General features: G+C 55.0%; 22 protein-coding genes. 9 read left to right on the top strand and 13 right to left on the bottom strand.

Annotation, left to right across the window (positions count from 1 at the left end):
* Window position 1 precedes the first annotated feature (1 nt).
* From JMJ04_RS23905 to JMJ04_RS23890, 4 genes are all read left to right on the top strand, one after another.
* A complete protein-coding gene (locus JMJ04_RS23905; RefSeq protein WP_201372937.1) occupies window positions 2–904 on the top strand; it encodes a carbohydrate ABC transporter permease in 903 nt (300 codons plus the stop codon).
* A 23-nt stretch (window positions 905–927) separates the two neighbouring features.
* Window positions 928–1251 (top strand): L-rhamnose mutarotase, encoded by a 324-nt coding sequence (locus JMJ04_RS23900; protein WP_201372936.1) that lies wholly within the window; start codon window positions 928–930, stop codon window positions 1249–1251.
* Window positions 1252–1270: 19 nt separating this feature from the next.
* Window positions 1271–2710 (top strand): alpha-L-fucosidase, encoded by a 1440-nt coding sequence (locus tag JMJ04_RS23895; protein WP_201372935.1) that lies wholly within the window; start codon window positions 1271–1273, stop codon window positions 2708–2710.
* A 150-nt stretch (window positions 2711–2860) separates the two neighbouring features.
* Window positions 2861–3898 (top strand): zinc-binding alcohol dehydrogenase family protein, encoded by a 1038-nt coding sequence (locus tag JMJ04_RS23890; protein ID WP_201372934.1) that lies wholly within the window; start codon window positions 2861–2863, stop codon window positions 3896–3898.
* Window positions 3899–4004: 106 nt separating this feature from the next.
* Here the strand turns inward: JMJ04_RS23890 and JMJ04_RS23885 are convergent, their stop codons facing one another.
* Window positions 4005–4487: a hypothetical protein gene (locus JMJ04_RS23885; protein WP_201372933.1), complete on the bottom strand. Its 483-nt coding sequence runs from the start codon at window positions 4485–4487 to the stop codon at window positions 4005–4007.
* Window positions 4488–4604: 117 nt separating this feature from the next.
* Between JMJ04_RS23885 and JMJ04_RS23880 the strand changes: the two genes are divergently transcribed.
* Window positions 4605–4751, top strand: coding sequence for a hypothetical protein (locus JMJ04_RS23880; RefSeq protein WP_201372932.1), 147 nt, complete (start codon window positions 4605–4607; stop codon window positions 4749–4751).
* A 288-nt stretch (window positions 4752–5039) separates the two neighbouring features.
* Here the strand turns inward: JMJ04_RS23880 and JMJ04_RS23875 are convergent, their stop codons facing one another.
* Window positions 5040–5507 carry an Lrp/AsnC family transcriptional regulator gene (locus tag JMJ04_RS23875; protein ID WP_201372931.1) on the bottom strand — a complete coding sequence of 156 codons (468 nt, stop codon included), beginning with the start codon at window positions 5505–5507 and terminating at the stop codon, window positions 5040–5042.
* 187 nt (window positions 5508–5694) lie between these two features.
* Between JMJ04_RS23875 and JMJ04_RS23870 the strand changes: the two genes are divergently transcribed.
* From JMJ04_RS23870 to JMJ04_RS23860, 3 genes are all read left to right on the top strand, one after another.
* Entirely contained in the window at window positions 5695–7089 is a 1395-nt protein-coding gene (locus JMJ04_RS23870; protein ID WP_201372930.1) for a pyridoxal phosphate-dependent aminotransferase, read from the top strand.
* Between the two features lie 579 nt (window positions 7090–7668).
* Entirely contained in the window at window positions 7669–8289 is a 621-nt protein-coding gene (locus tag JMJ04_RS23865) for a hypothetical protein (protein WP_201372929.1), read from the top strand.
* A 240-nt stretch (window positions 8290–8529) separates the two neighbouring features.
* Complete coding sequence (locus JMJ04_RS23860; protein WP_201372928.1) at window positions 8530–9714, top strand: hypothetical protein; 1185 nt, start codon at window positions 8530–8532, stop codon at window positions 9712–9714.
* 101 nt (window positions 9715–9815) lie between these two features.
* Here JMJ04_RS23860 and JMJ04_RS23855 read toward each other — a convergent pair whose 3' ends face one another.
* From JMJ04_RS23855 to JMJ04_RS23845, 3 genes are all read right to left on the bottom strand, one after another.
* The gene (locus JMJ04_RS23855; protein ID WP_201372927.1) at window positions 9816–9995 is read right to left on the bottom strand and encodes a hypothetical protein; all 180 of its coding nucleotides are present in this window, start codon (window positions 9993–9995) and stop codon (window positions 9816–9818) included.
* Window positions 9996–9998: 3 nt separating this feature from the next.
* Window positions 9999–10484 carry a hypothetical protein gene (locus JMJ04_RS23850; protein ID WP_201372926.1) on the bottom strand — a complete coding sequence of 162 codons (486 nt, stop codon included), beginning with the start codon at window positions 10482–10484 and terminating at the stop codon, window positions 9999–10001.
* A gap of 78 nt (window positions 10485–10562) precedes the next feature.
* Entirely contained in the window at window positions 10563–10865 is a 303-nt protein-coding gene (locus tag JMJ04_RS23845) for a hypothetical protein (RefSeq protein ID WP_201374478.1), read from the bottom strand.
* Between the two features lie 253 nt (window positions 10866–11118).
* On the opposite strand from JMJ04_RS23845, the gene JMJ04_RS23840 reads away from it, so the two are divergent.
* On the top strand, window positions 11119–11628 hold the full coding sequence (locus JMJ04_RS23840) for a hypothetical protein (protein ID WP_201372925.1): 510 nt from the start codon (window positions 11119–11121) through the stop codon (window positions 11626–11628).
* A 449-nt stretch (window positions 11629–12077) separates the two neighbouring features.
* On the opposite strand, the gene JMJ04_RS23835 is transcribed toward JMJ04_RS23840, so the two are convergent.
* The 8 genes from JMJ04_RS23835 to JMJ04_RS23800 all read right to left on the bottom strand — a co-directional run bounded on the left by JMJ04_RS23835 (window position 12078) and on the right by JMJ04_RS23800 (window position 20610).
* Window positions 12078–13433: a hypothetical protein gene (locus JMJ04_RS23835; RefSeq protein ID WP_201372924.1), complete on the bottom strand. Its 1356-nt coding sequence runs from the start codon at window positions 13431–13433 to the stop codon at window positions 12078–12080.
* Entirely contained in the window at window positions 13426–13971 is a 546-nt protein-coding gene (locus JMJ04_RS46820) for a tetratricopeptide repeat protein (RefSeq protein ID WP_236038355.1), read from the bottom strand. The genes JMJ04_RS23835 and JMJ04_RS46820 overlap by 8 nt, the downstream gene beginning before the upstream one ends.
* A gap of 464 nt (window positions 13972–14435) precedes the next feature.
* A complete protein-coding gene (locus JMJ04_RS23825; protein ID WP_201372923.1) occupies window positions 14436–15197 on the bottom strand; it encodes a 3'-5' exonuclease in 762 nt (253 codons plus the stop codon).
* 214 nt (window positions 15198–15411) lie between these two features.
* The gene (locus tag JMJ04_RS23820; protein WP_201372922.1) at window positions 15412–15822 is read right to left on the bottom strand and encodes an ArsR/SmtB family transcription factor; all 411 of its coding nucleotides are present in this window, start codon (window positions 15820–15822) and stop codon (window positions 15412–15414) included.
* 9 nt (window positions 15823–15831) lie between these two features.
* A complete protein-coding gene (locus JMJ04_RS23815) occupies window positions 15832–16530 on the bottom strand; it encodes a hypothetical protein (protein WP_201372921.1) in 699 nt (232 codons plus the stop codon).
* Window positions 16531–16627: 97 nt separating this feature from the next.
* Entirely contained in the window at window positions 16628–17404 is a 777-nt protein-coding gene (locus JMJ04_RS23810) for a hypothetical protein (RefSeq protein ID WP_201372920.1), read from the bottom strand.
* A gap of 147 nt (window positions 17405–17551) precedes the next feature.
* Window positions 17552–18436 (bottom strand): integrase, encoded by an 885-nt coding sequence (locus tag JMJ04_RS23805; RefSeq protein ID WP_201372919.1) that lies wholly within the window; start codon window positions 18434–18436, stop codon window positions 17552–17554.
* A gap of 719 nt (window positions 18437–19155) precedes the next feature.
* Window positions 19156–20610, bottom strand: coding sequence for an ATP-binding protein (locus JMJ04_RS23800; RefSeq protein ID WP_201372918.1), 1455 nt, complete (start codon window positions 20608–20610; stop codon window positions 19156–19158).
* Window positions 20611–20628: the final 18 nt, after the last annotated feature.

Genomic DNA, 20628 nt, shown 5'->3' with positions numbered 1-20628 from the left:
TATGAAAGTCAGCATCTCACGCCCGACCCCTTTGGCAGAGGTTCTGTCGGAGCAGGGGAAACAGGTCCAGCCGACTAGATCCCGTGGTCACGTGCGTCGTTTGTCGATCTACATCGTACTGGTTGTCTGCTCACTGGCCTTTCTCTCGCCATTCCTGTGGATGATCTCGACGTCACTCAAGCCTTCGCAGGAGGTCTTTGTTTTTCCACCCCGGCTTCTCCCCTCGAGTGTGCAATGGCACAACTATTTTGATGGGTGGATGGCATTACCCTTCACGCGCTTTTTAACGAATACGGTCCTGGTAACGGTGGCTGCGATCATCGGCAATCTGGTATCATGCGCGCTTCCAGCGTATGCTTTTGCTCGCCTACGCGCGCGCGGAAGTCGGTTCGCATTTATGCTCATGCTCGCTACCATGATGATCCCGATAGAGGTCACGATTGTTCCCATTTTCCTCTTGTACAGTAAGGTTCACCTGATCAACACACTGTGGACGTTGATCATACCTCCCTGGCTTGGATATCCTTTCTCGATTTTCCTGCTGCGGCAATCGTTCCTCAGCCTGCCACGAGAGATGGACGAGGCGGCACGCATCGAGGGTGCTACGCACTTCCAGATCCTGACGAAGATTATTCTGCCGCTGTCTAAGCCAGCCCTGGGGGCGGTGGCGATCATTGCCTTTGTCGGAAACTGGAATAACCTCTTAGCGCCGTTGATCTACTTGCGTTCGACCGATAACTATACGTTGGCAATTGGCCTCAATCTGTTCTACGGTCAATCTCTGACGGCCTATAACCAGTTGATGGCGGTTTCGGTGCTTTCCATTCTACCAATTGTGATTACCTTCTTTTTCGCGCAGAGATACTTTATTCGTGGCGTAGCATTGACTGGCATGGATCGCTAGCCGCTTAGAAGGAGATATAACTGATGCGCCGTTATGGGCAAGTCATTCGAGTAAAGTCTGATCGTATAGCAGACTACGAGTGCATGCATGCGTCGGTCTGGCCCGAGGTGTTAGCGACCATTCATGCCTGCAACATGCGTAACTATACCATTTTTCGCTACAAAACATGGCTCTTTGCCTACTTTGAGTATGTAGGGGATGATTTTCCTGCGGACATGAAGAAAATGGCAGAGGATCCCATGACACAGAAATGGTGGTCTCTTACCGATCCCATGCAAGAGCCTGTAGAGGAGAGCGGGGGGAAAAGTTGGTGGGCCAGTATGAAGGACGTGTTTCATATAGACTAGTGAGAAGAGGAGAGCGTCTATGTATCGCACTGAAGCAACCAAAGCCATTCAGCAGAGCATCAACGTCGGTCCATTCGCCGCTAACTGGGAATCGCTCAAGGGGTATAGCATCCCTTCCTGGTATGAAGATGCCAAGTTTGGTATTTTTATTCATTGGGGTGCCTATGCTGTTCCCGGCTTTGGGAATGAATGGTATCCACGGAACATGTATCTGCAAGATTCGCCCGAGTTCAAGCATCACCTGGAGACGTACGGTTCACAGAAGCAATCTGGCTACAAGGACCTCATTGCTCAGTTTAGCGCGGATAAGTTTGATCCTGACGCCTGGGCGAATCTGTTCAGGCAGGCCGGGGCACAGTTTGTCGTTCCTGTGGCTGAGCATCACGATGGTTTCGCGCTCTATGATTGCAGTTTCTCCGAATGGAATGCGACCAGGATGGGGCCAAGGCGTGACATCATTGGAGAACTGGCCGAGGCTGTACGTAAACAGTGGCTGGTCTTTGGCCTCTCCAGTCATCGCGCTGAACACTGGTGGTTCTTCAATGGTGGCATGGCCTTTGACTCCGATGTGCAAGACCCTCGCTCTATTGGCTTGTATGGTCCAGCCCAACCCGAAACACTCCCTCCAAATGAGGAATTCCTTGACGACTGGCTGGCTCGAACGTGTGAGCTTGTGGATAAATATCAACCACAGATCGTCTGGTTTGACTGGTGGATTGAGCAGCCGGCGTTCAGCCCATACTTACAGCAATTCGCGGCCTATTACTACAATCAAGCGGCACAGTGGCGGCGAGGCGTCGCTATCAACTATAAGCACCAGGCATTTCCCGAAGAGGCTGCTGTGTTTGATATTGAGCGGGGGCAATTCTCTGATATCCGCCCCCGTTTCTGGCAGACGGATACCTCGCTTTCCAAGAACTCCTGGGGCTACGTCAAGAATCAGGAATATAAAACAGTTGAAGCCGTTATTGGTGACCTGGTCGATATTGTGAGCAAGAATGGGGCCTTGCTCCTCAACATTGGCCCGCGCCCCGATGGAACGATCCCTGAGGCAGAGGAAGCGATGTTGCTAGAGATTGGACGCTGGTTGAGCGTGAATGGTGAGGCGATCTATGGCACACGTCCCTGGAAGATCTTTGGCGAGGGACCAACTCGCATCGAGGATGGAAGCTTTACGGACACTCACCGGGCTAGCTTTACCAGCCAGGATATTCGTTTTACGATTCGTGGCGAATTGCTGTATGCGACCGTTCTAGCCTGGCCGGAAAATGGTCGTGTGACCATCAAGTCGCTGGCAACTGACAGCAATGTGTTCGGTCAGCAGATAGAGAAAGTAGCACTGCTGGGGCAGAAAGAGGAGGTCCAGTGGAGGCATGATACAGATGGGCTGACCATTGAGATGTCCTCTACAAAGCCCTGTGAACAGGCCTTTGTGCTCAAGATCTCTCCAAAGAAATGATATGAGGGGCGGGGATGCAAGGGGCGGTAGCCCCTTGACTGGTTTCCAGGGCTGTGTCCTGGCTTCTTCCTTCCCCGCCCGCGTAGCGGGCAAGCATTCACATGAAGTATGGCAGACTACACACTTGAAGGAGCCACAAAAAGAGAGACTATGAAAGCTATTCTTTTAGAGAAACCCGGTCAATTCCGTCTTCTTGAGCAAGAAGCACCGTCAGCACCCGACCCCGGTACTGCCCTTGTGCGGGTTCGCCATGTAGGCATCTGTGGAACGGACCTGCATGCCTTTCGGGGAGAGCAACCGTTCTTTACCTATCCGCGTATCCTTGGCCATGAATTGAGCGTAGAGGTGATCGCGACTGAGTCTGCAGATCCGTCGCTGGCGGTTGGTACGCTTTGCGCAGTTGAACCGTATTTCGATTGCGGAACTTGCCCTGCCTGCGTGCGCGGTAAACCAAACTGTTGTCTCAATCTCAAGGTATTTGGAGTGCATATCGATGGAGGTATGCGCGAATTTGTGCATATTCCAACCTCAAAACTCCACCCATCGACCAGCCTTTCTTCGGAACAACTCGCCCTCGTTGAACCCCTGGCAATAGGTGCGCATGCGGTGAGTCGCGCTCAACTGACCCCACATGAGCGCGTGCTTGTCGTAGGAGCGGGACCAATTGGTCTGGCAGTCACGCAGTTCGCGCTGCTTGCCGGTGCTCAGGTGACGGTTATGGATATAAGCGAGCCAAGGCTAGCATTTTGTCAACGACTATGGCCTCACATCGCCTGCCTGCATGCTCATGGTGATGCATTGGCTCTTCTGCAACACGAGGTTGGGGATGATCTCCCGCCGGTAGTCTTCGATGCCACTGGAAATCCACACTCTATGCATGCTGCGTTTTCCTATGTTGGTTACGCGGGACGCCTGATCTTTGTGGGTCTCTTTCAGGGGGATGTCAGCTTTCATGATCCTGATTTTCACCGCCGCGAACTCACGTTGCTGAGCAGTCGCAATGCGAACTCCACGGACTTTCGTCGTGTAATCGATCATCTTGAGAGTGGACGTATAGATATTGCCCCCTGGATCACGCATCGAACTACGTCAGATACGGCCCTGGAATCCTTTCTCCATTGGTTTGATAGTAAGAGTAACTTGCTTAAAGGAGTAATAGCGTTTGCGCCAACAGGAGAGACTCTATGACACGGATAACCTTGCTCCCTCGGCGCCAATTGGGAAGGACAGGGCTGCGGGTGACCCCTCTTTGTGTGGGGTGCGCGGCTCTGGGCAATATGCCTGAGACCTTCAGCTATGAGGTAGCTGAAGAGCAAGCCTTGACGACGATTCGCGTGTTTTTTGAGAGTCCCATCAATTTCCTTGATTTAGAAATTTGCTGATCCTCCATGATCGCGATCTGCTGATCGAAGCAAGAGCCGCTGCCATGCTCCCGATTGTTCAGTGGGACGTGAGGGATAAGTGGGAGGACGCCATTGCAGTGTTCAGGTGATGGGTGCTGGGCGCAAGGACGCGAGTCATACGTCTGGGAGGTCGTGGTAGCGGTGGCATCCTGACGGGTATGGCCTGCGCGGGCGAAGGCGTTCGCTGCGTCCATGGTGCTTGTGGGCGTGGGAGGAGGAATAGTCGCGCGGGGGTGCGTATCCTGGCTTGTCTTCGCGCGCGGGTGGGCATTCTGGTTTGCCATTATGTTCATGGTCGCCCAGAAGCTTCCCAGGATGAGTATTTGGAGGAGGAGAACGAGTGCCAGGAGTCCAAGCAGAGATCGTCTTTTCATGTCGCTTCTGCTCCTTTCGCGGAGTGTCTTTGTGGGGACACTGGAAGGTGGGTGATGGTGTGTCTGTGTGGTCTGTGTGTATTTCTTGCGCGCGTACCTGCCGTGTGGCAGGCGGACATGTATGAATTGTTCCAGGGTGATCCGACGGGGCACCTGATGATTCAGTACTTCTGGACCCCTGGGCCTGTTGATGTGTTTGAGGCAGGGGCGCTGACCAGGGATCTGCCAGGGATTGTGGAACACGCTTTTCATGAAGAAAGGTGAAGACGGTCTTCATGATGAAAACGCACCTCTGAAAGAGCGCGGTGCTGTACTCCGCTGTGTGTGATGGCCAGATCCTGGCGAGAGCCTATCTGTAAAGGGTATTGTTGCGAAGGGTTTCTCACGGTGGCCTACCCGAAGCCATGATAGCCGTTGTGGCTCCGTGCGCGACCACTGTTCACAACTCCCACCTGGAGAAAACTGATGACGCTGTTGACCGGACCCCTTTAGGCATGTTCCGAGAGCAGAACACATCTCCCATCAATACGATGAAACCTCACAAAGGCATATTCAGTCTTTCTCTGCTTCCACGATGCGGCTGGTCACCGGGGAAGAGAGGACAATAGATGTCGTAGACTGACCATACTGGGCGAGATGGTCGATGAGCCTCTCCAGATGGTTCATTGAGGAAACAGCCACTTTCATCAGGAAGGAATCTTCACCTGCTACACGATGGCATTCGAGGACTTCGGGAATGTCCTGTAATTGTCTCCCAACATACCCGCTTCGCTCTCTCGGGGTGCTTATTCGTATGAAAGCTATGATTGACAGACCGACCCTTGCCAGGTCAATCTCAGCCCTGTAACCAACAAGAATTCCCGCTCCCTCCATTTTGCGGACGCGCTCAATCACGGCTGGTGCGGAGAGTCCAACGCGTTGTCCTAGTTCTCTGAAGGATTGTCGGGCGTTTTCTTGCAACGCTTGGAGGAGCTTCCATCCAATGTCATCGAGGAGGGAATCGTCATGTTGTAAGGTCATAAAACTCTTTTCTTTTACATTTCTTGCTTATCACGAAGAAATATTTATCATTTCTCCTGTATTATTGCATATTTTCCTTCTATACTGAGTATATACAAGCAAATCACCGAGGAAATGACTCTTTTGTCAAGCAGAGAGAAGTTTCTCCCATTTTTGAGAACAATGAGAGCAAACAAAGGAGACGATAATGAGTACCACCCACGAGAGAGAGGCACATGCAGATGGAACTCCAGTAGATACGCTGCTCAGCCTCACCTCTCCAGCGCAAACCCTTTCCACCTCCGCCACCCTTGCTATGAACGAGGCGGTGGTGAAACGGCGTGCGGCGGGTCGTGAGACGATCCATCTCGGCTTTGGCGAAGCCGCATTCCCGCTGCATCCCCTACTGAAAGCGGCCCTGGCTGAAGCTGCAACGAGCACAAGCTATGCCCCTGTGTTTGGGATACCTGCACTGCGTCAGGCCATCGCTGCGTACCTCACACGCACACGTGAGGTGTCATATTGTGCTGATCAGATCGTGGTCGGTCCAGGAAGCAAAGCATTGCTCTTTGCACTTGTGCAGATCCTCGAAGGCGACATTCTGCTGCCGATTCCTTCATGGGTCAGCTATGCTCCAATAGCCCATCTCGGGAATCGGCGCGTGATCGGAGTACAGACCGAGCCAGATGATCATCATCGTCTGACGCCACAAGTCCTTTCGCAGGCGATGACCCAGGCGCGACAGGACGGAGCCGACCCACGCATTTTGCTTGTGAACACGCCAAGTAATCCAACCGGAAGCATGTTTGACCTTACTGACGTGGAAGCCCTCGCACGCTGGGCACGCGAAGCAGGGGTTACTCTTATTAGTGACGAGATTTATGCTGAGTTGGCTCACGGATGGCGCGAACACATCTCACCTGCTCGTTTCTACCCTGAAGGCTGTATTGTGACCGGAGGGCTCTCTAAAGCCTTTTCGGCTGGAGGATGGCGGCTTGGATATGCAGCACTGCCTTCGACGACCGCGGGCAACAAGGCTATGTCAGCTCTACGCTCCCTGGCGAGTGAAATCTGGTCTGCGGCCGCTACACCAATCCAAGAAGCGGCTCTTGCCGCCTTCCTACCCAATTCATCAGTTGAGCACTATGTCCAATGCTCGGCACTTGTTCACGGGTATGTCGCCCGTCAGCTTTATGACGCGCTCACGCAACTTGGCATTCCTTGCCCACGCCCAGCAGGAGGCTTCTATCTCTATCCGGACTTCTCCCCATGGAAAACCGCTCTCCTGCAACGAGGAATCAAGACCAGCCAGGAGCTTGCGCACTATCTGCTGGAGGAGTGGGACATCGCTACCTTCCCTGGTTCAGCCTTCAATGAAGAGCCACTCACTCTCCATCTTCGCTTAGCAACGAGCCTCCTCTGTGAACCGGAGCATGTTACCTCTCAAGAGGAGCGTGAAGCCGAGCTCTGGCACGTGCTCGATCAGGCTGAGGCGTTGCAATCACCAGGTGGGAAAGGACACCTGTTTCCTATGCTTGGACACGCCAAAGCACGATGGGCCGAAGTGATTCATGATTTGGAAACACGCAGAGTGTCTCACTAATGCAGAAAGACGAAACCCCTTCGTGAAAGGAGGTGCAGGGGTCCTTCTCTGCCGGGGCGCGGGATGTTCCCCGCTCTTGAGCCAGGTGCCGGCGATCCATTTGCCGAATGGCATGTCCATATCTGGGTAAGTTTCGGAGGCGCGCCCGTAACAGGGTACGTAATACAGCGGGAGCAATCCTCATTCTTGTAGACGAAGAATGTGCTCACCATCTTACTCCAGAGCCGAAAGGCAAAGGGGGACCATAGCGCGATGGAGCAAGGGAAAACGACGGCTCTCCCAGGCAAGCGGGTCTCTCAGAGCAATCTTGATAGGGTGAAAGCTACACTGCTTCAAATCGAGAGTCCAGTGGCATCAACTTTGACGGGTGGGAACGGGAGTGACACCCACTCTTCCCTGAACAGGAACCGATTATGAACAGGAACCGATTATCCGATGGTCTTGTGTCTACGCGGGGAACACGACCTGGATCCCAGGAAAACGACTCGAAAGGATCACCTACGTCAAGAGTAGCTGGCTACGTACCTAAACGGGGATCGTGCGAGTCTGAACGCATCGGGTCAACGGCGACCTGACGCTATGGCGAAAGAGCCTGAAAATCAGACCAGACGACGGAGCATCCATAGTAGTCGGTGGAGTCATGATCTCTCCTGTGTGTTGATTGTGTTGTATGCGGCGATCGAGCGGTTTGGCGCACCGAAAAAACTTATCATCGATAACGGCGGCGTCTTTCGAGCGAAGCAATTGCTGGCCATATGTGAAGCTCTGGATATCGAGAAGAAATACATCCATGCCCGTCAAAGCTGGGAAAATCTGGTCGAAACTCATTTCAACGTGATGAGACGGATGAGTCAGGTGCATTTTGAGCAAGTGACGAGTTGGCAGGGAGCGAAGTTGGCCCATGAGCGCTTTGTCACCGATTACAACCAGCAGCCACATTGGGCGCATCGCAAGCGGGATGATCACCGCCTGAGTCCTGCGGAAGTCTTGGGTCAGGAAACCGGGAAGCTGCGTACCCCAGAGCAATTGCACCGTATTTTCTATGCGACCAGACATCTTCGGCGCTTGGATCGGCTCGGCTACGTCCATTTTCGGCGCTGGAAGCTGTATGGAGAGGGAACGCTGGCCCGCTATCCGGCGGTGATTTGGCTTCATGGGGATGCGCTTACCGTGGAATACCGAGAGACACCACTTGCCTAATATATCGTGCGCTACCAGCCAGATCAGAAACATTTCAAAAGCATCCCAGAAGCCAGACGGTTTGAAACACCCTACCGTTCCTTGCAGGGACAGTTCTGGGAATTAGACGGCACCCTTTGGCAGCTTGCCAAACGGCTTCCAGACTACGCGCCCCGCAGGAAACGCACGGTCCAGCCGAAGCCGATCCAGTTGTCCCTGTTGGAAGACGCGAAAGCCACATGCGACGAGGAGGAGTAAGCCATGAGCCTTTCAGACACCCTCCTCCAACGGGTCACGCACCTGTTGAGCACATCTGCTGGAACGCTCGTCCGCATTGTGAAGACAGAGCCCATCACAGAGGGCTGGTCGGCCAGGTTCGGGATGTCCCCTTGGCCCTGGGTGGCCCGATGCGCCATCGCAGCCGAGACCACCACCCTGCCTGCTTCGGTAATCGTCAAAGCCCGCCATCCGGCGAGACATTTCCGCAGCGAGCCAGAGCGCTTCCACAACGAGGCTGTGGCTTTGGACTTCTTAACCAGGATCGAGAGTGCTGCTGGGCCACGCCTGCTTGCTGCTGACTATGAGGAGGGGATTCTCATTCTGGAAGATCTTGGGACTGGTCCAGCCCTGGAAGATCTGCTCGTGGGTCATGATGCTTGGAGGGCTGAGCAAGGGCTTATCGCCTTTGCTACAGCGCTGGGGCGGATGCATGCAACGACCGTTGACCATGCAGCGTCGTACTATCACTTGAGGAGCAGATTCGGGCCGGTTGATCCTGCTTTCGATCGGCTCAGCATCCTTGGCATTGACATTCGTGGGGCATTTCGACGACTCCAAGAGATCACTGCCTCCCGTCCCTACTTACCTCCTGCTGTTGATGTTGAGAAAGATGTCGATGAGATCCTTCGTGTCCTGGCTGAGCCTGGCCCTTTTCTTACTTTCTCCAATGGAGACACCAGCCCAGCGAACTGCCGATTATCCGATGGCGGTCTCCGGTTTCTCGACTTTGAGCATGCGTGCTTTCGCCACGCGTTGCTCGACGTTGCCGCTCTCCGTTTCCCCTTTCCAGCCTGTCCATGCTGGTCGCATGTGCCTGAAGAGATTGTCCAAAGGGCTGAAGACGCCTACAAGAAGCAGGTGGTTCGCTCCTGCCCCGAGGTACTCGACCCCATAAGGTACACCCAGGGGTTAACAGCGGCGTGTGCGGCCTGGACGATTGTGCGTGTCACCCGACTGCCCAAGTTGGAAAAGACCGACGAGCCCCAACCAATGGGGTTCTCACGGCGAGGACAACTCCTGGACACGATCGCCACCACCGTGACCTGTTCGCAACAGTCCCGCAGCTTGCAGTCCCTCGCTGGCTGGTTCACCGATGTGAGTCAGGCCCTCCGTCTCCGCTGGCCCCATCTTCCTCTCGCTCAACCTTTCTATCCCGCCTTCTGTTGAGGGTCAATTTTGGTAGCAAGGGATACTTGCCATAGTCAAACCTCGTGTGAGTTGGTGGCTGTTCGTGCTCTGAAATGGCTTCAGAGGCCCATTGGTCATCGTTACTGCCCGGATCTGTAAACTATCCGTGGCGAGGTCTGATAGGTACCATCCAATCGTGTCAGCGTCCGCTTCGTTTGGTAGGCAACCCATGCGGCTTTTCCACAGATCCGGCAGTGATGGTGCTCAGGCTCAAGGCGATGGGCAAGAACTATTGCCGGAGAACGTTTGATGCGAGACATGCCTCACTCCTCTTCATGAGAAAACATCTGCCCGTGAAGCAAGTAATGAGAGATTGCCGTTTGCCAGGATGCGATCCAGGTCTGGTAATACTCCTGAGTAAACGCAGCGAGATAGGTATTCCCCTGCGGGGTGAGTGCCGTCAAGGTGTAGGTGATATGCGCAATGCTCGCCTGCGTCCCAGCAGATTCACACCGAACATCAATCCAACTCGTATGAGACCCGGGCAAGATGTTGAAATAGGTCACATGAGCCTGTTCTCTCTCATAGGCGATAATGGTCCAGATCTTGGCTGGTTCGTTGGCATGGTGCGTCGTGAAGATGGTACCGACCGAAGCCACTCCAGAGGGGGGATAGAGCATTTCAGGGTCCCAACCTGCTGCCCAGTGCTTTTCACCGAGTGGTTCAAACAGCGGAAATACCTGGTGGAGGGCAGCAGGCAGATGAATCACATGAGATCGTGTGACATGCAAGGCAACAAAAGTCGACATAGCAGTATCATCCTTTTAAGACACCGTTTTACAAGAACGAGAAGCGAATAGTGAGTAGAAGATGAACGAGGAGATCATTCAGGATGGCTCTTTGCGTGTGGTCTGTTCGATAAATCGATGGCTGGCACTGGCATCATAGTCCATCTCATAAACCTCCTTGAGCTGGGCAATGCGTTTGAGGGTTTCCTCGCTAAAGGGATGTTTTTGCTCGAAAGCATGTAAAGCTATCCCTTCAAGCAAATCGCCAAGCGAGATGTCAAAATATTCTGCAAGAGCTTTGAGCACTTTGACCAGATTCTTTTCCATGCGCGCGCCAATTTGCACCCGCTCAACGGGAATAGTCTGTCCATGCGGATTGGCAGTTTCTTCAACCTGACCCATCATATTTCTCTCTTTCAGGGGATGTTACTATATTACATTGGTAACAAAATAACATAGTAACAACAAAGAGTCAAGCAGACGAAAGAAAGAGAGATGCAAAAAGCCAGTGAGGAGGGAAGCTATCAGACTCTTTGTTAGCATTTTTGCTAAGTTTTACCCCTGCAACGTTTGCTGCTGTAGAAAAAAAGCGCGACATTGAAAAGTGTCTGCAGCTATCGATGATGTATAAAGTATCTCCTGAGGAGGAACAACAATGAGAAGGGATCTCCCTCGACCATTAGAATTCGTTGAAAAGATGATCCTGGAATGTCGACCTACTGTATGGGTCGCTCTCAGTATCGGTGGCTGTGGTATTCTCACCCGCGCGATAGTTGGAAAACATGATGAGGATTTCACGGAGGCTCGGCGCACTGGGATGACGTTTGCCCATCGTGTCATTGAGGCGATCGGTTTTGCCTCTTCTCCTCACCGTGTTTCGACACCCCAGATTCTCGTTGATACTGCGGATGCGGTGATCAATGATCCTAAGCATGTATGTTTGGTTGGTACGACTTGGCAGTGCCTGCCAGAGGGAGTCGAGATCTGTTCGGTGGGCACCAACTCGGTACTCGTCTTTGAGGGGGATATCTTTCGAGAGGTGATCATTCCCCATTCAGCCACTGAGTTCCTGCGAAGTCAGGGTCATCAAGTAGACGATTTGAGGTATGGAATGATAGGTACACATGCGCTGGGGGCACAAAGGGCTGTCGTGTTGATGATGTGAGAGTCGCTCGTGTCCCTCTCTTTCCAACGACTACCATTGCAATTATTCAGAATCGGCGATTGGCCGACACCATCATGCAGCTTGTAGTGCCACGAAACGAACTTCCATCCTTTATTGAGGCTTGGGCTCCCCCGGAAAACAGAACCGAACTAGTGTTCTCATCTCTTTGTAAGGAAGAGGGGATGAAATGAAACAGAGAAACTTGGCTAGGTGGTGGGCCAGTCAATGAGCGTCGAGAGGATGCCACAATCACAGGTGATCCCTAGCGCTCTGAGCTGCGCCAGGTGGCTTTCGACATTCAGACCCTGACGCCCTCAGCCAGATGGCTGTATGCTCAAAGGTGTGGTTACACTTGTAGCGCCATCCAGTCTTGGTCGGCCTGGCATGGCACTGCTGGGGTTCTTGAAGCCAGGTAGAGAGCGCATCGAATTGACGTTGATCCAACATCGTCACACCGTCCCTCCCATCGTGCTCCCATTACCGCTTTCGCTGTCCTCTGGAGAAGGTGCCCGCTGAGCCTCTCTCCTATCTTGGAGAGGATTCACCGGAGTGGAGAGCGAGCCTCCATAGCTGATCTCAGCACACCTGATCCAGGACAGCAGGAAGAGTTGCCACGCGACCTCAAGCAGCATGGTATCTACCCCTCTGGGAAACAGGAACCAGACGGTCCTGGGGAGACGTTTCTGACAGTCTGGGAGCATCTCCGGGTCTATCCAAGGTGTGATCTCGGTCAGCACCTCTGTCCAGGGAGTGAAGAAGAGATGGAGACAGTAGAGCCTTGCCGGGTGTGCTACCTGATTTTGCTTTGAGAACAGTTCGTCAAAACACTGCCAGTTCATCCGCAGAGCATAGCCATGGGCCTCGAAGCAAAGCTGGTTGACCAGGGCAATGGCTTCTTGCAGCGAGGCCTCATCCTGGATTACCTGGCGACTTCGCTCATAGGACATCGTTCCCAACGTCACCATCTGCCAGGACCGCGTGGCGAGACGGGTGCGCAGCGCCTCTTCGTGGCGGGCACAGGAGGCGAGGGTCCGCTGGAGCATCTCTACTGCTTTGACCAGAAGGAAACCATCTCCCAGGCGAGAGAGGGGACCAAAGAGTATGTCAGGATCAGGATCGTCCTCGAGCTCATGCACCAGTTCCCAGCAGGCATGCAGCATGCAGCGATCAAAGGTGAGCACCTCCATGAGCAAACCAGGGTCAGTGTTGGCCCCTGTGAGCACATCATGGAGCAACTCACCCGCCCATCCCCGTACATTGGCTTCGAGCCAGAGTTGCTTGAGGGCACGCTCTGTCCGCTCGGTATCGGTACTCCCAAGAATGGCAGAGGCGGCGAGGCGCTGCTGCAAACACGCCTCCACCTCTTCCAGGAGCCCTGCAACGATCTCCTCCGAGAAGAGATGCCCCATCTCCCACGCGTGGGCCAGGGCAATGGCCCGTTTCCAGGTTGCCCTCTCTTCCTCCCACTCCTCTTCGAAGGACGCATAGGGCAGTTGAGGAGGACATTGAGCATGTGCCAGTTCGTGTAACAGGGGTCGCAGGGCCTGCTCATCTGGCGCGTCAGGGGCATACCAAACCCAGATGTCATGATCCTCGAGAGAATAGGCTCCCGCAGCGCGGAAATCCAGTGGCTGACGTACCACCAGAAGGTCGCGCATCCCTATCCCCGCGACTTTGGCACACTCCCACAGGTGGAGGAACGCGTCAGGTGGCGGATCGATCAGGGGATCAGGTGCCTCTGGAGGCAGCGATGCACGCAGCTCCTGGAGTTGACGAGTGAACGTAGTAGATGGGCGGTTATGCATGCCTCGTCCCTCGCCTAGCAGGTGTCGTAGTGGAGACTGCAAACTGTGTGCCCAAGCGTTGCATGACGACGAAGAGGCAATCGGCCAGTGCCTGGTCTTCTGGCATCTCGTGTAATGCTCGCCAGAGGTCATGATAGGCCGCCTGCCAGTGCTGCTGTTTGGCGTGGAGTAACCCGCGAATGGAGAAGAAGCGAGCGCACGTGGGATGCAGTTCAATCGCGGCGTTGAGATCCTCGATGGCTTGTTGATGGTACTGTAAGAGAGAGCATACCCCGCCACGCTGCGCGAAGAGTTCGACATAGGCCTCAGCCCGTTCCTCCTGTCGTGGCAGGCGTGGATCAGGAGTGGTGGGGGAGAGGACCTCGGTGAGGACCCGGTAGGCCTTGCGCAGGTGGTTGAGCTGCACGAGGACCTTCGCAAAGTACCAGGTGAACGCTAAGCGGTCGTATTCCTGTGGGTGGAGCCAGGCCCGCGCCTGTTTCCGGAGCGGGAGCGCATCCGGGTAGCGTTCCTGTTCCGTGGCGAGGATTGCAAGCACGAGGCAGGCGAGTCCTTCCCGTCGCCTCGTTGTCGTTCCACCGCGTTGTAGGAGCGCATGCAGATCCTGCCGTGCCTGCTCAGGGGCTCCAAGGAGGGCATAGGCCGTCCCGCGTTGTAAAAGCAGGCTTGGGTGCGCTCTTTGTTCAGGAAGATGCGTGGGTTGGACAGAGGGCGTCTCAGGTGGGCAGACCAGGTGGTCATGTGCTCAGAGAGGCGTGTGCGTTCGACGGTCCCCTCCTCGCTCACGGAGGAGAAGACCTCGGTGAGCGGGTGGGTTGGATGCAGGGTGAGGATCTGGCGCAATGCGTATCCAACCTCTGAGGCAAGGGTGGGTGTTGGTGATGAAAATGTGAGCATGATGTAACCAAAGTCCTTTCTTACTGAAGCATGTTGTCTGATGGTGCTGTGCCAGAGGGAGAGTGGTGCTGTTTCGCTCCCCCTGGCTGGTCTTTGGGGTGATGGTTAGTCCTCGCCTGCACGAGCCATGGCGCAGAGCACGCCATAGAAGGCCTGGGCGCATTGGAGGGGATCAGGCGTGGATGGGAGCGTGACCCCACATCGCGCGCACAGATCTGAGAGACGCAGCCCGAGTTCGCCGAAATAGGCGCGAGTGTGAGCGCGTAGATCGTCCATTTGTATGGAGAGAGGTGGAAGCTGCAAACGCTTAGCGGCAGCTTCTAGCCGCGCCAGGTCATAGTCGCGCTGGAACGTGAGCAAGAAGCGATCATGGCAAGCCTGGGTAAGGCGTTCCCATACTTCGGTAAGGAGTGGCGCCGAAGCCAGTTGAGCCACCGTCAGACCAAATGCTTCGCAGCGCGCGAACGAGATGGGTTCCGTTGGGCGAATGACAAGATGCTTAATGGGCATGCCTGTGTGATTAACCAGTGTGACGGCAATAATCTCGGCATCATCGGTGAGCCCGGCGGTGGTGAGGTGGAACACGGCCAGATCGGGACGTGTCAGCATCTCCTGTGCCCAGTGGATCTCCTGCAAGGGTGGCAGTGGTGGCAGGGTATGCAGAGCGTAACGCAAGTGACCAATCTCCTGCTGCATGCGGATCTGGATCTGCATGAGCAGTCGCCCGAGTTGTTCGCGTCTCTGTGTTCGCGCTTTGTGAGAGAGACCTGAGGGCACAGGGCTTGCCTGTTGCTCTTCTTCCAGGAGGGCACGTGCTTGCTCGATGGCTTGCTGGTAATCAAAGCGTGGTGGGTTGATATGTGTCATATACATTTCCTTTCAGACAAAGGACGACAGCCTCTCACTATGCATGGAGGAGGCTGTCGTCATCAGAAAACAATGGAGAGAATGTTGCATGCCTGGGAGATCGTGAGGTATGCTCAGAGGAGAGAGCGCGTTGGAGGAAATCCCGCTCCCTCTTCACTCAGTGCCTCTTCAGGGGTGATGTTACAGACTGTGTCCCTGAAGAGGTTCTTTTTGTTTAAAGTTGATCCTCATGCCTCTGCTGCAGCAGGTGTTCAACGGAGACCAGAGCCTCGCGTATCTCCTTGAGCTTGTCGGGCAAGATGTAGTAGTAGTTATGCGTTCCCTGTTGTTTCACTCCAATCAGCCTGGCAAACAGTAAGAGCCGCAAATGGTGTGAGACGACGGGCTGGCTGCGTGGGATTCGCTCGACCAGTTCACTCACACACAGGTTGCCGCCTTCTTGTGCGAGCAAGCGGAGCAAACGAAACTGGATGGGGCTGGCGAGGGCCTCAAGCAGGAGCACGAGGTCTGCGTCCTCTTCCAATCCTGCTTCTCTCCGGTTCGTGTGCTCAGCCGGCGCTGAGGCTGTCTCCGTGACGGAAGGTATAAGCGAGAGGTGAGGGGAACGTTGTTGCTGTGTGTTCATAGGGTGTGTTTATCCTTTCTTCGGTGTGTTGGTTGAAGGGGCGTGGACATCGTTGCGGGTAAAGGGGCCGTCAGTGTACTGACAGAGCGGGCAGACCAGGGTCAGGGTGCGCTGTGTTTGCTGATCCACATGGGGTGTGAGCCAGCTTTCGCAATGTGGACAAGAGGGAGACTCCTGCATGAACCCCAGGGCCGTGGAAGGCAGGCTGGCAACCGGTTTCAGCGGTACAATGACCTCTGTCTGCGCCGTGAGCCAGTGGCGGACCGCATCGGCGGTCTGTCCTCGCAGTTCCAGGGTCTGGATAGAGGAGGTTGAGGTATCTCCCATAAGTGGATCTGGTAGTGAGTTATAGCGCAGGAGGAGGGTATTGTCGCCCTCAATGGCACTTTCCAGCAGTTCGCAGATGTGTGCTCGTGAGAGCAGGTGGGTGCCGAGCTGGAGAAACGGTCGAGAAATCGAGGGACGCGCGTGGAGATACCAGTCGAGCAGGACCTCCTGGTCGGTTGGGTCCTGAATCAAAAGGGGTGCCAGGCGTTCGCTTGCGAACACGACCTCTATCCCCGGTGCAAGCAGGCGGGAGCGATGATCGATGAGGGTGATCATGTGTTCGCGATCAAGGATGCGACCACCTAGTGGGAGGTACCGGTAGGACTGGTCCTTGTAGTCGGCGTCAAAAGGTGCATGTGTGTCATGGTGGGTTTCAGACATAACGGTATGGTGTCCTTTCTATACGTGCGTTGTTGGTGAGACGTTGATCTTGAGAGCGAGGCGCGATGGAGGGCTGCGGCAACGGGGAAGGGAATGACTAGTCATGGATAGTGGCTCTCTGCATGGTCTGTTGTTGTGGGATGCCCCGGCAGGGCGGTGTGTGCGAGGGCAATGGCAGTGGGGTGATCTGAAGGGGGCGCTCCGTGTAAAAAGTGATCAGTTGGGCCAGGCGTTTGGCGAGGGCGCGATGTACTGCGGGAGGGAGGTGTTCCAGTTGTCGCCAGTCGGTGAGGGGCGCCAGCCGATGGAGTCGTGGCAGGAGCAGGGGAGGAAGCAGACGCAATGGGGCGGGCGGGAGCGGAAGGCTCCAGATAACGTAGCCTGTGCAACAGGTGCTCACCTGACATCGGCGTGTTCTCACCCCACCTTCGATCCTGACCAGGAATTGATCGGTATAGCGCCAGGTGCGAAATTCACAGGGGATGAGTGCCCTGGGACGTGTCGGTAGCGTTGGCGGAATATGGGCAAAATCGAGATGGTGGCGTCGCCACGTTTGCCGCCACCATTCGACGAGGTGCTGTTCCATCTCGTCATTGAACGGAGTCAGGACCGTGTCGCGGTAGGGCAGAAAGAAGTGCGTGGGTTGAGGGAGCGGTTCAAAGGGCTGGAAGAGTCCTTTGATCGTGTCAAAGCCGTCGATACGTGCAAGGGCCTGACCAGGAAAGACGTGTCGGTACCCGTGTTCCTGGTCTGTCACGTTGGATGGGTCGCTGGTAAACTCCACGAACCAGTCCCGGGCCGTGGTTTTGTAGAGGCCAGTGAAGGCCTCTATTTCTTTAAGCAGAAAGCGGTAGCGGGTATCTTCTCGACGCATAGGAAATGCTCCTTCTTGTGCCTTCAAAAAAGACATGAAAAAACTGGCTCACCCGCCTGTCCGTGCAGGCAGATGAGCCAGTGAGTACGAAGAAAACGCGAATTTATATATACAGGAACAGCGCTGTTCCTGGGTGATGGTGTCTGCTTAGCGCAGGTAGGAGGTCAGAACCACGTCTCGACGGTTATGCCCGAGTGCCCGTGACACGACCAGGACGGCTTCCTCATCAAGAATGCCAAGGGGGAGTCGCCCCTGTGACGGAGGGAGAGGACGACCAGAAAGGGATTGGTAGAGTGCCTGGGCATGCTGTCGGCGATAGGCATGGATATCGAGGTGCTTCGGGAGGCGAGGAAAGACCTTCTCCTCGCCCCGTCGTCCCTTGACCAGGCGGAGCACCGTGGTTTCTTGCTCTGGAAGGACCGGAACCTGTCGTATTTTGCCCCCTTTGCCGTGGACGTGGGCAAGCACCACCTGTCCATCTGGCTGTCTCTCGATCTGACCAACCCGCAGCGCTCGCGCTTCATGCCGCCGTAAGCCGGTTGCGCCAAGAAAGGCGAGGAGATCCTGCCAGTCTTCAGCGGACATGTGGCGAGGCCGTTTCTGATGCGAAAAAGGGGTACGGGAGCGACGAATGGCCTCTCGGCGACGTGCCGGTAATGCGACTTCGCTGGCAAGGGAAGGGGAGCTAAAGAAGAGGCGCAAGGCGCTGCGCGTGGTTGCAAGTGTCCAGGGACTGTAGCCCTCCTGCACATGCAGGTGCAGATAGGCAGAGACGAGCGTATCTGCACGTTGGTCGATCTCGTGCAGGCGTTTCGTCCCATAGGTTGCGCGGCACCAGCACAAAAAGCGCATCACGATGTTCTGGTACGTTATCCGTGTGGTATAGGCGTGAATCTTCCCATCAGAAAACGGCCAGTGATAGGTTCCCAGGAGACGGGCTCGGGCTTTGGCATGCGCGCGGCTTTGCCCCAACGCCATTAAGCCGTCAAATCTCTGTTGCGCTTCATAGAGGAGCCCTGGTCGTTTCCCCATCGCAGGTACACTCTTCTTTGTGTGAAATGATGTGGTTGCCCTACATGGTCTGTCGTTGCGTTCAGTAATTGCGAAGCCGTCTGTTTGCACATGATCACATATGCAGAGCAGGGAGAAGACGGTGAAGAGGCGCTCCGTGATCTCTTTTGTGTCCTGTTTTGCTCAGGCGCTTGCCTCCCATAGAAGTTGGGAACCACGCACCAGTCTACACAGGCTACATGTTGTCTTCTCGTGAGGTGCAGACAGAGAGCCAGGCTCAATCTGTTGCACGTGCAGTGCCAGCAGAGCAGGAAGGATGGAGCGACTCAACATCTACCCTGCTCTGCCTTCTTATGCACTGCGGTTCTCGTGAGTGAGAACACATGTTCTACTGTGATACGGGTGAGTAGAGGCTGTGGTTACATGTTTTTCCCCACTTTCTCAAAAAGCGACTTTTCTCTTGGAAAAAGAGTTTGGAACAGAATATGCGCCTTACTCCGGTTGAGTGGTAGGAGGCTTCACTGGGGATGGTTGCCGTCGTGGGTCGCTCCCGTCCCAGAAGCTCATGCTTCAGACCGCTTGCTGAACCGGAGGGGTCTACCGGCTCCGCCGCGCCATAGGGGGATTTTTTCTCGGGCGGCACGAAACACGCGAAGGCGTCCACAGCAAGCAGGAGCACCATCCGTGCCCAAACACAGATCTCACGGGCTCAGATGACGTGCGTGGCGTGCTTTCCACACTCAGGCCTCCCTCCTCCTGGGAAGGGTGACGGTAAAGGTTGATCCTTTTCCAACGTCGCTGTCTACCACGATGGTTCCCCCATGGCCCTTGACGATCTCAGCCACAATAGAGAGCCCCATGCCCAGCCCGGGGATCGCTCGCAGCCTGGCAACATCGGCCCGATAGAAGCGCTCAAAAATCTTGTCGCACTGCTCTCGAGGGATGCCCAGGCCATGATCTCGCACCAAGATCGTGACCGCCTCTTCGGAGGAGGAGAGCTCCACCTCGACGGTCTTTGCATCGGGAGAATACTTCATGGCATTGCTGAGCAAGTTGCTGAAGACCTGTCCCAGCCGGTCTCGATCCCCAATCAGGCTGGTCTGCACGCTCCCATGGACCACAATGGTATGACTGGGACTTGTATGTTGCATGGTGTCGGTGACCTCCCGCAGCAGCTCGTCGAGATCCACACGCTTCCAGACGTACTCCAATCTCCCTGCCTGGATCTTGGAGACATCCAGTAACTCTGCGATCAGGCGTTCCAGTTGCTTGACGGGCCCCTCCACCCTGGAAAGCTCGGTGGCCGCCTCATGCTGGGAGTGCTTTTCAAGGTGTTTTCGCACCAGGTGGGTCTGCAGCTTGACCGCAGTGAGCGGAGTCCCCAGTTCATGGCTAACGATATTGAGAAAGTCATCCTTGTGTTGTTCCAGTTCTTTGCGCGCCGAATTATCCAGCACAGAGTGGATCACCTGGCGTGGAGAATGCTGGAAGACGACTCCGCACACGAGCACCGGCAGGCGACGGCCATCTTGACAGAGATACTCTTTTTCATAGGGCGTCATCGACTCCTGGGTGTCCAGTTCTTGACGAGCCTGCCGGGTCCGAGCCATATAGTCTGGAGGGGTCATCTGCAACACGTTCATGCACCCCGCGCGCAGGTCTTCTCGCGTATAGCTGGTCATGTGCAGAAAGGTATCGTTCGCATCCACAATCTGCTCGCCTTCTGTGACAAAGATCCCGATAATCTTGGATTTCATCAAGGTGTCTGCGCGCTCCAGAGCCGGGCGCAAGGTTTCTTCGATCCGCTTCTGCTCGTCGATATCGGTGCAGGTGCCAAACAACGTAACGATCTGACCTGTTTCATCGCGCATTGGCATGGCACGAGTTAAGAACCAGCGATACTCTCCCGTCGGGCACTGTTTGAGACGCTCTTCGTGCTCAAACATGGCTCCCGTCTCCAGGGCATACTCCCAATGCATTCGGTTCCCTTCCTGATCATCAGGATGGATGAACTGGAAATGAGCCCATACGCTTTGCACCTGCTCAAGGGTGAGCCCGGTGTAGTTACACCAACGCTGGTTCACATACTCGTGCCAGCCGTCGGGTCGTGCCGTCCAGACCAACTGGGGAATAGCCTCGATCAGTGTGTCACCTGATACAGGAGGAACACGCCTGGTTTGCTTGCTCTTCAACATAGTGCAGTTAATATCCCT

Source organism: Ktedonobacter robiniae, from assembly GCF_016587375.1.
GTDB lineage: Bacteria > Chloroflexota > Ktedonobacteria > Ktedonobacterales > Ktedonobacteraceae > Ktedonobacter > Ktedonobacter robiniae.
Note: the sequence above shows the minus strand (reverse complement) of the source record. Positions and strands in the feature narration are given on the sequence as shown.

Excerpts from the sequence above, each read along its gene's own strand:
- JMJ04_RS23860 (WP_201372928.1), top strand. The coding sequence starts at position 8,530 with ATGAGCCTTTCAGACACCCTCCTCCAACGGGTCACGCACCTGTTGAGC.
- JMJ04_RS23845 (WP_201374478.1), bottom strand. The coding sequence starts at position 10,865 with ATGGGTCAGGTTGAAGAAACTGCCAATCCGCATGGACAGACTATTCCC.
- JMJ04_RS23905 (WP_201372937.1), top strand. The coding sequence starts at position 2 with ATGAAAGTCAGCATCTCACGCCCGACCCCTTTGGCAGAGGTTCTGTCG.
- JMJ04_RS23895 (WP_201372935.1), top strand. The coding sequence starts at position 1,271 with ATGTATCGCACTGAAGCAACCAAAGCCATTCAGCAGAGCATCAACGTC.
- JMJ04_RS23815 (WP_201372921.1), bottom strand. The coding sequence starts at position 16,530 with ATGTCTGAAACCCACCATGACACACATGCACCTTTTGACGCCGACTAC.
- JMJ04_RS23900 (WP_201372936.1), top strand. The coding sequence starts at position 928 with ATGCGCCGTTATGGGCAAGTCATTCGAGTAAAGTCTGATCGTATAGCA.
- JMJ04_RS23850 (WP_201372926.1), bottom strand. The coding sequence starts at position 10,484 with ATGTCGACTTTTGTTGCCTTGCATGTCACACGATCTCATGTGATTCAT.
- JMJ04_RS23835 (WP_201372924.1), bottom strand. The coding sequence starts at position 13,433 with ATGCATAACCGCCCATCTACTACGTTCACTCGTCAACTCCAGGAGCTG.
- JMJ04_RS23870 (WP_201372930.1), top strand. The coding sequence starts at position 5,695 with ATGAGTACCACCCACGAGAGAGAGGCACATGCAGATGGAACTCCAGTA.
- JMJ04_RS23865 (WP_201372929.1), top strand. The coding sequence starts at position 7,669 with ATGGCGAAAGAGCCTGAAAATCAGACCAGACGACGGAGCATCCATAGT.
- JMJ04_RS23855 (WP_201372927.1), bottom strand. The coding sequence starts at position 9,995 with ATGTCTCGCATCAAACGTTCTCCGGCAATAGTTCTTGCCCATCGCCTT.
- JMJ04_RS23805 (WP_201372919.1), bottom strand. The coding sequence starts at position 18,436 with ATGGGGAAACGACCAGGGCTCCTCTATGAAGCGCAACAGAGATTTGAC.
- JMJ04_RS23885 (WP_201372933.1), bottom strand. The coding sequence starts at position 4,487 with ATGAAAAGACGATCTCTGCTTGGACTCCTGGCACTCGTTCTCCTCCTC.
- JMJ04_RS23820 (WP_201372922.1), bottom strand. The coding sequence starts at position 15,822 with ATGAACACACAGCAACAACGTTCCCCTCACCTCTCGCTTATACCTTCC.
- JMJ04_RS23810 (WP_201372920.1), bottom strand. The coding sequence starts at position 17,404 with ATGCGTCGAGAAGATACCCGCTACCGCTTTCTGCTTAAAGAAATAGAG.
- JMJ04_RS23890 (WP_201372934.1), top strand. The coding sequence starts at position 2,861 with ATGAAAGCTATTCTTTTAGAGAAACCCGGTCAATTCCGTCTTCTTGAG.
- JMJ04_RS23875 (WP_201372931.1), bottom strand. The coding sequence starts at position 5,507 with ATGACCTTACAACATGACGATTCCCTCCTCGATGACATTGGATGGAAG.
- JMJ04_RS23880 (WP_201372932.1), top strand. The coding sequence starts at position 4,605 with ATGTATGAATTGTTCCAGGGTGATCCGACGGGGCACCTGATGATTCAG.
- JMJ04_RS23825 (WP_201372923.1), bottom strand. The coding sequence starts at position 15,197 with ATGACACATATCAACCCACCACGCTTTGATTACCAGCAAGCCATCGAG.
- JMJ04_RS23800 (WP_201372918.1), bottom strand. The coding sequence starts at position 20,610 with ATGTTGAAGAGCAAGCAAACCAGGCGTGTTCCTCCTGTATCAGGTGAC.
- JMJ04_RS23840 (WP_201372925.1), top strand. The coding sequence starts at position 11,119 with ATGAGAAGGGATCTCCCTCGACCATTAGAATTCGTTGAAAAGATGATC.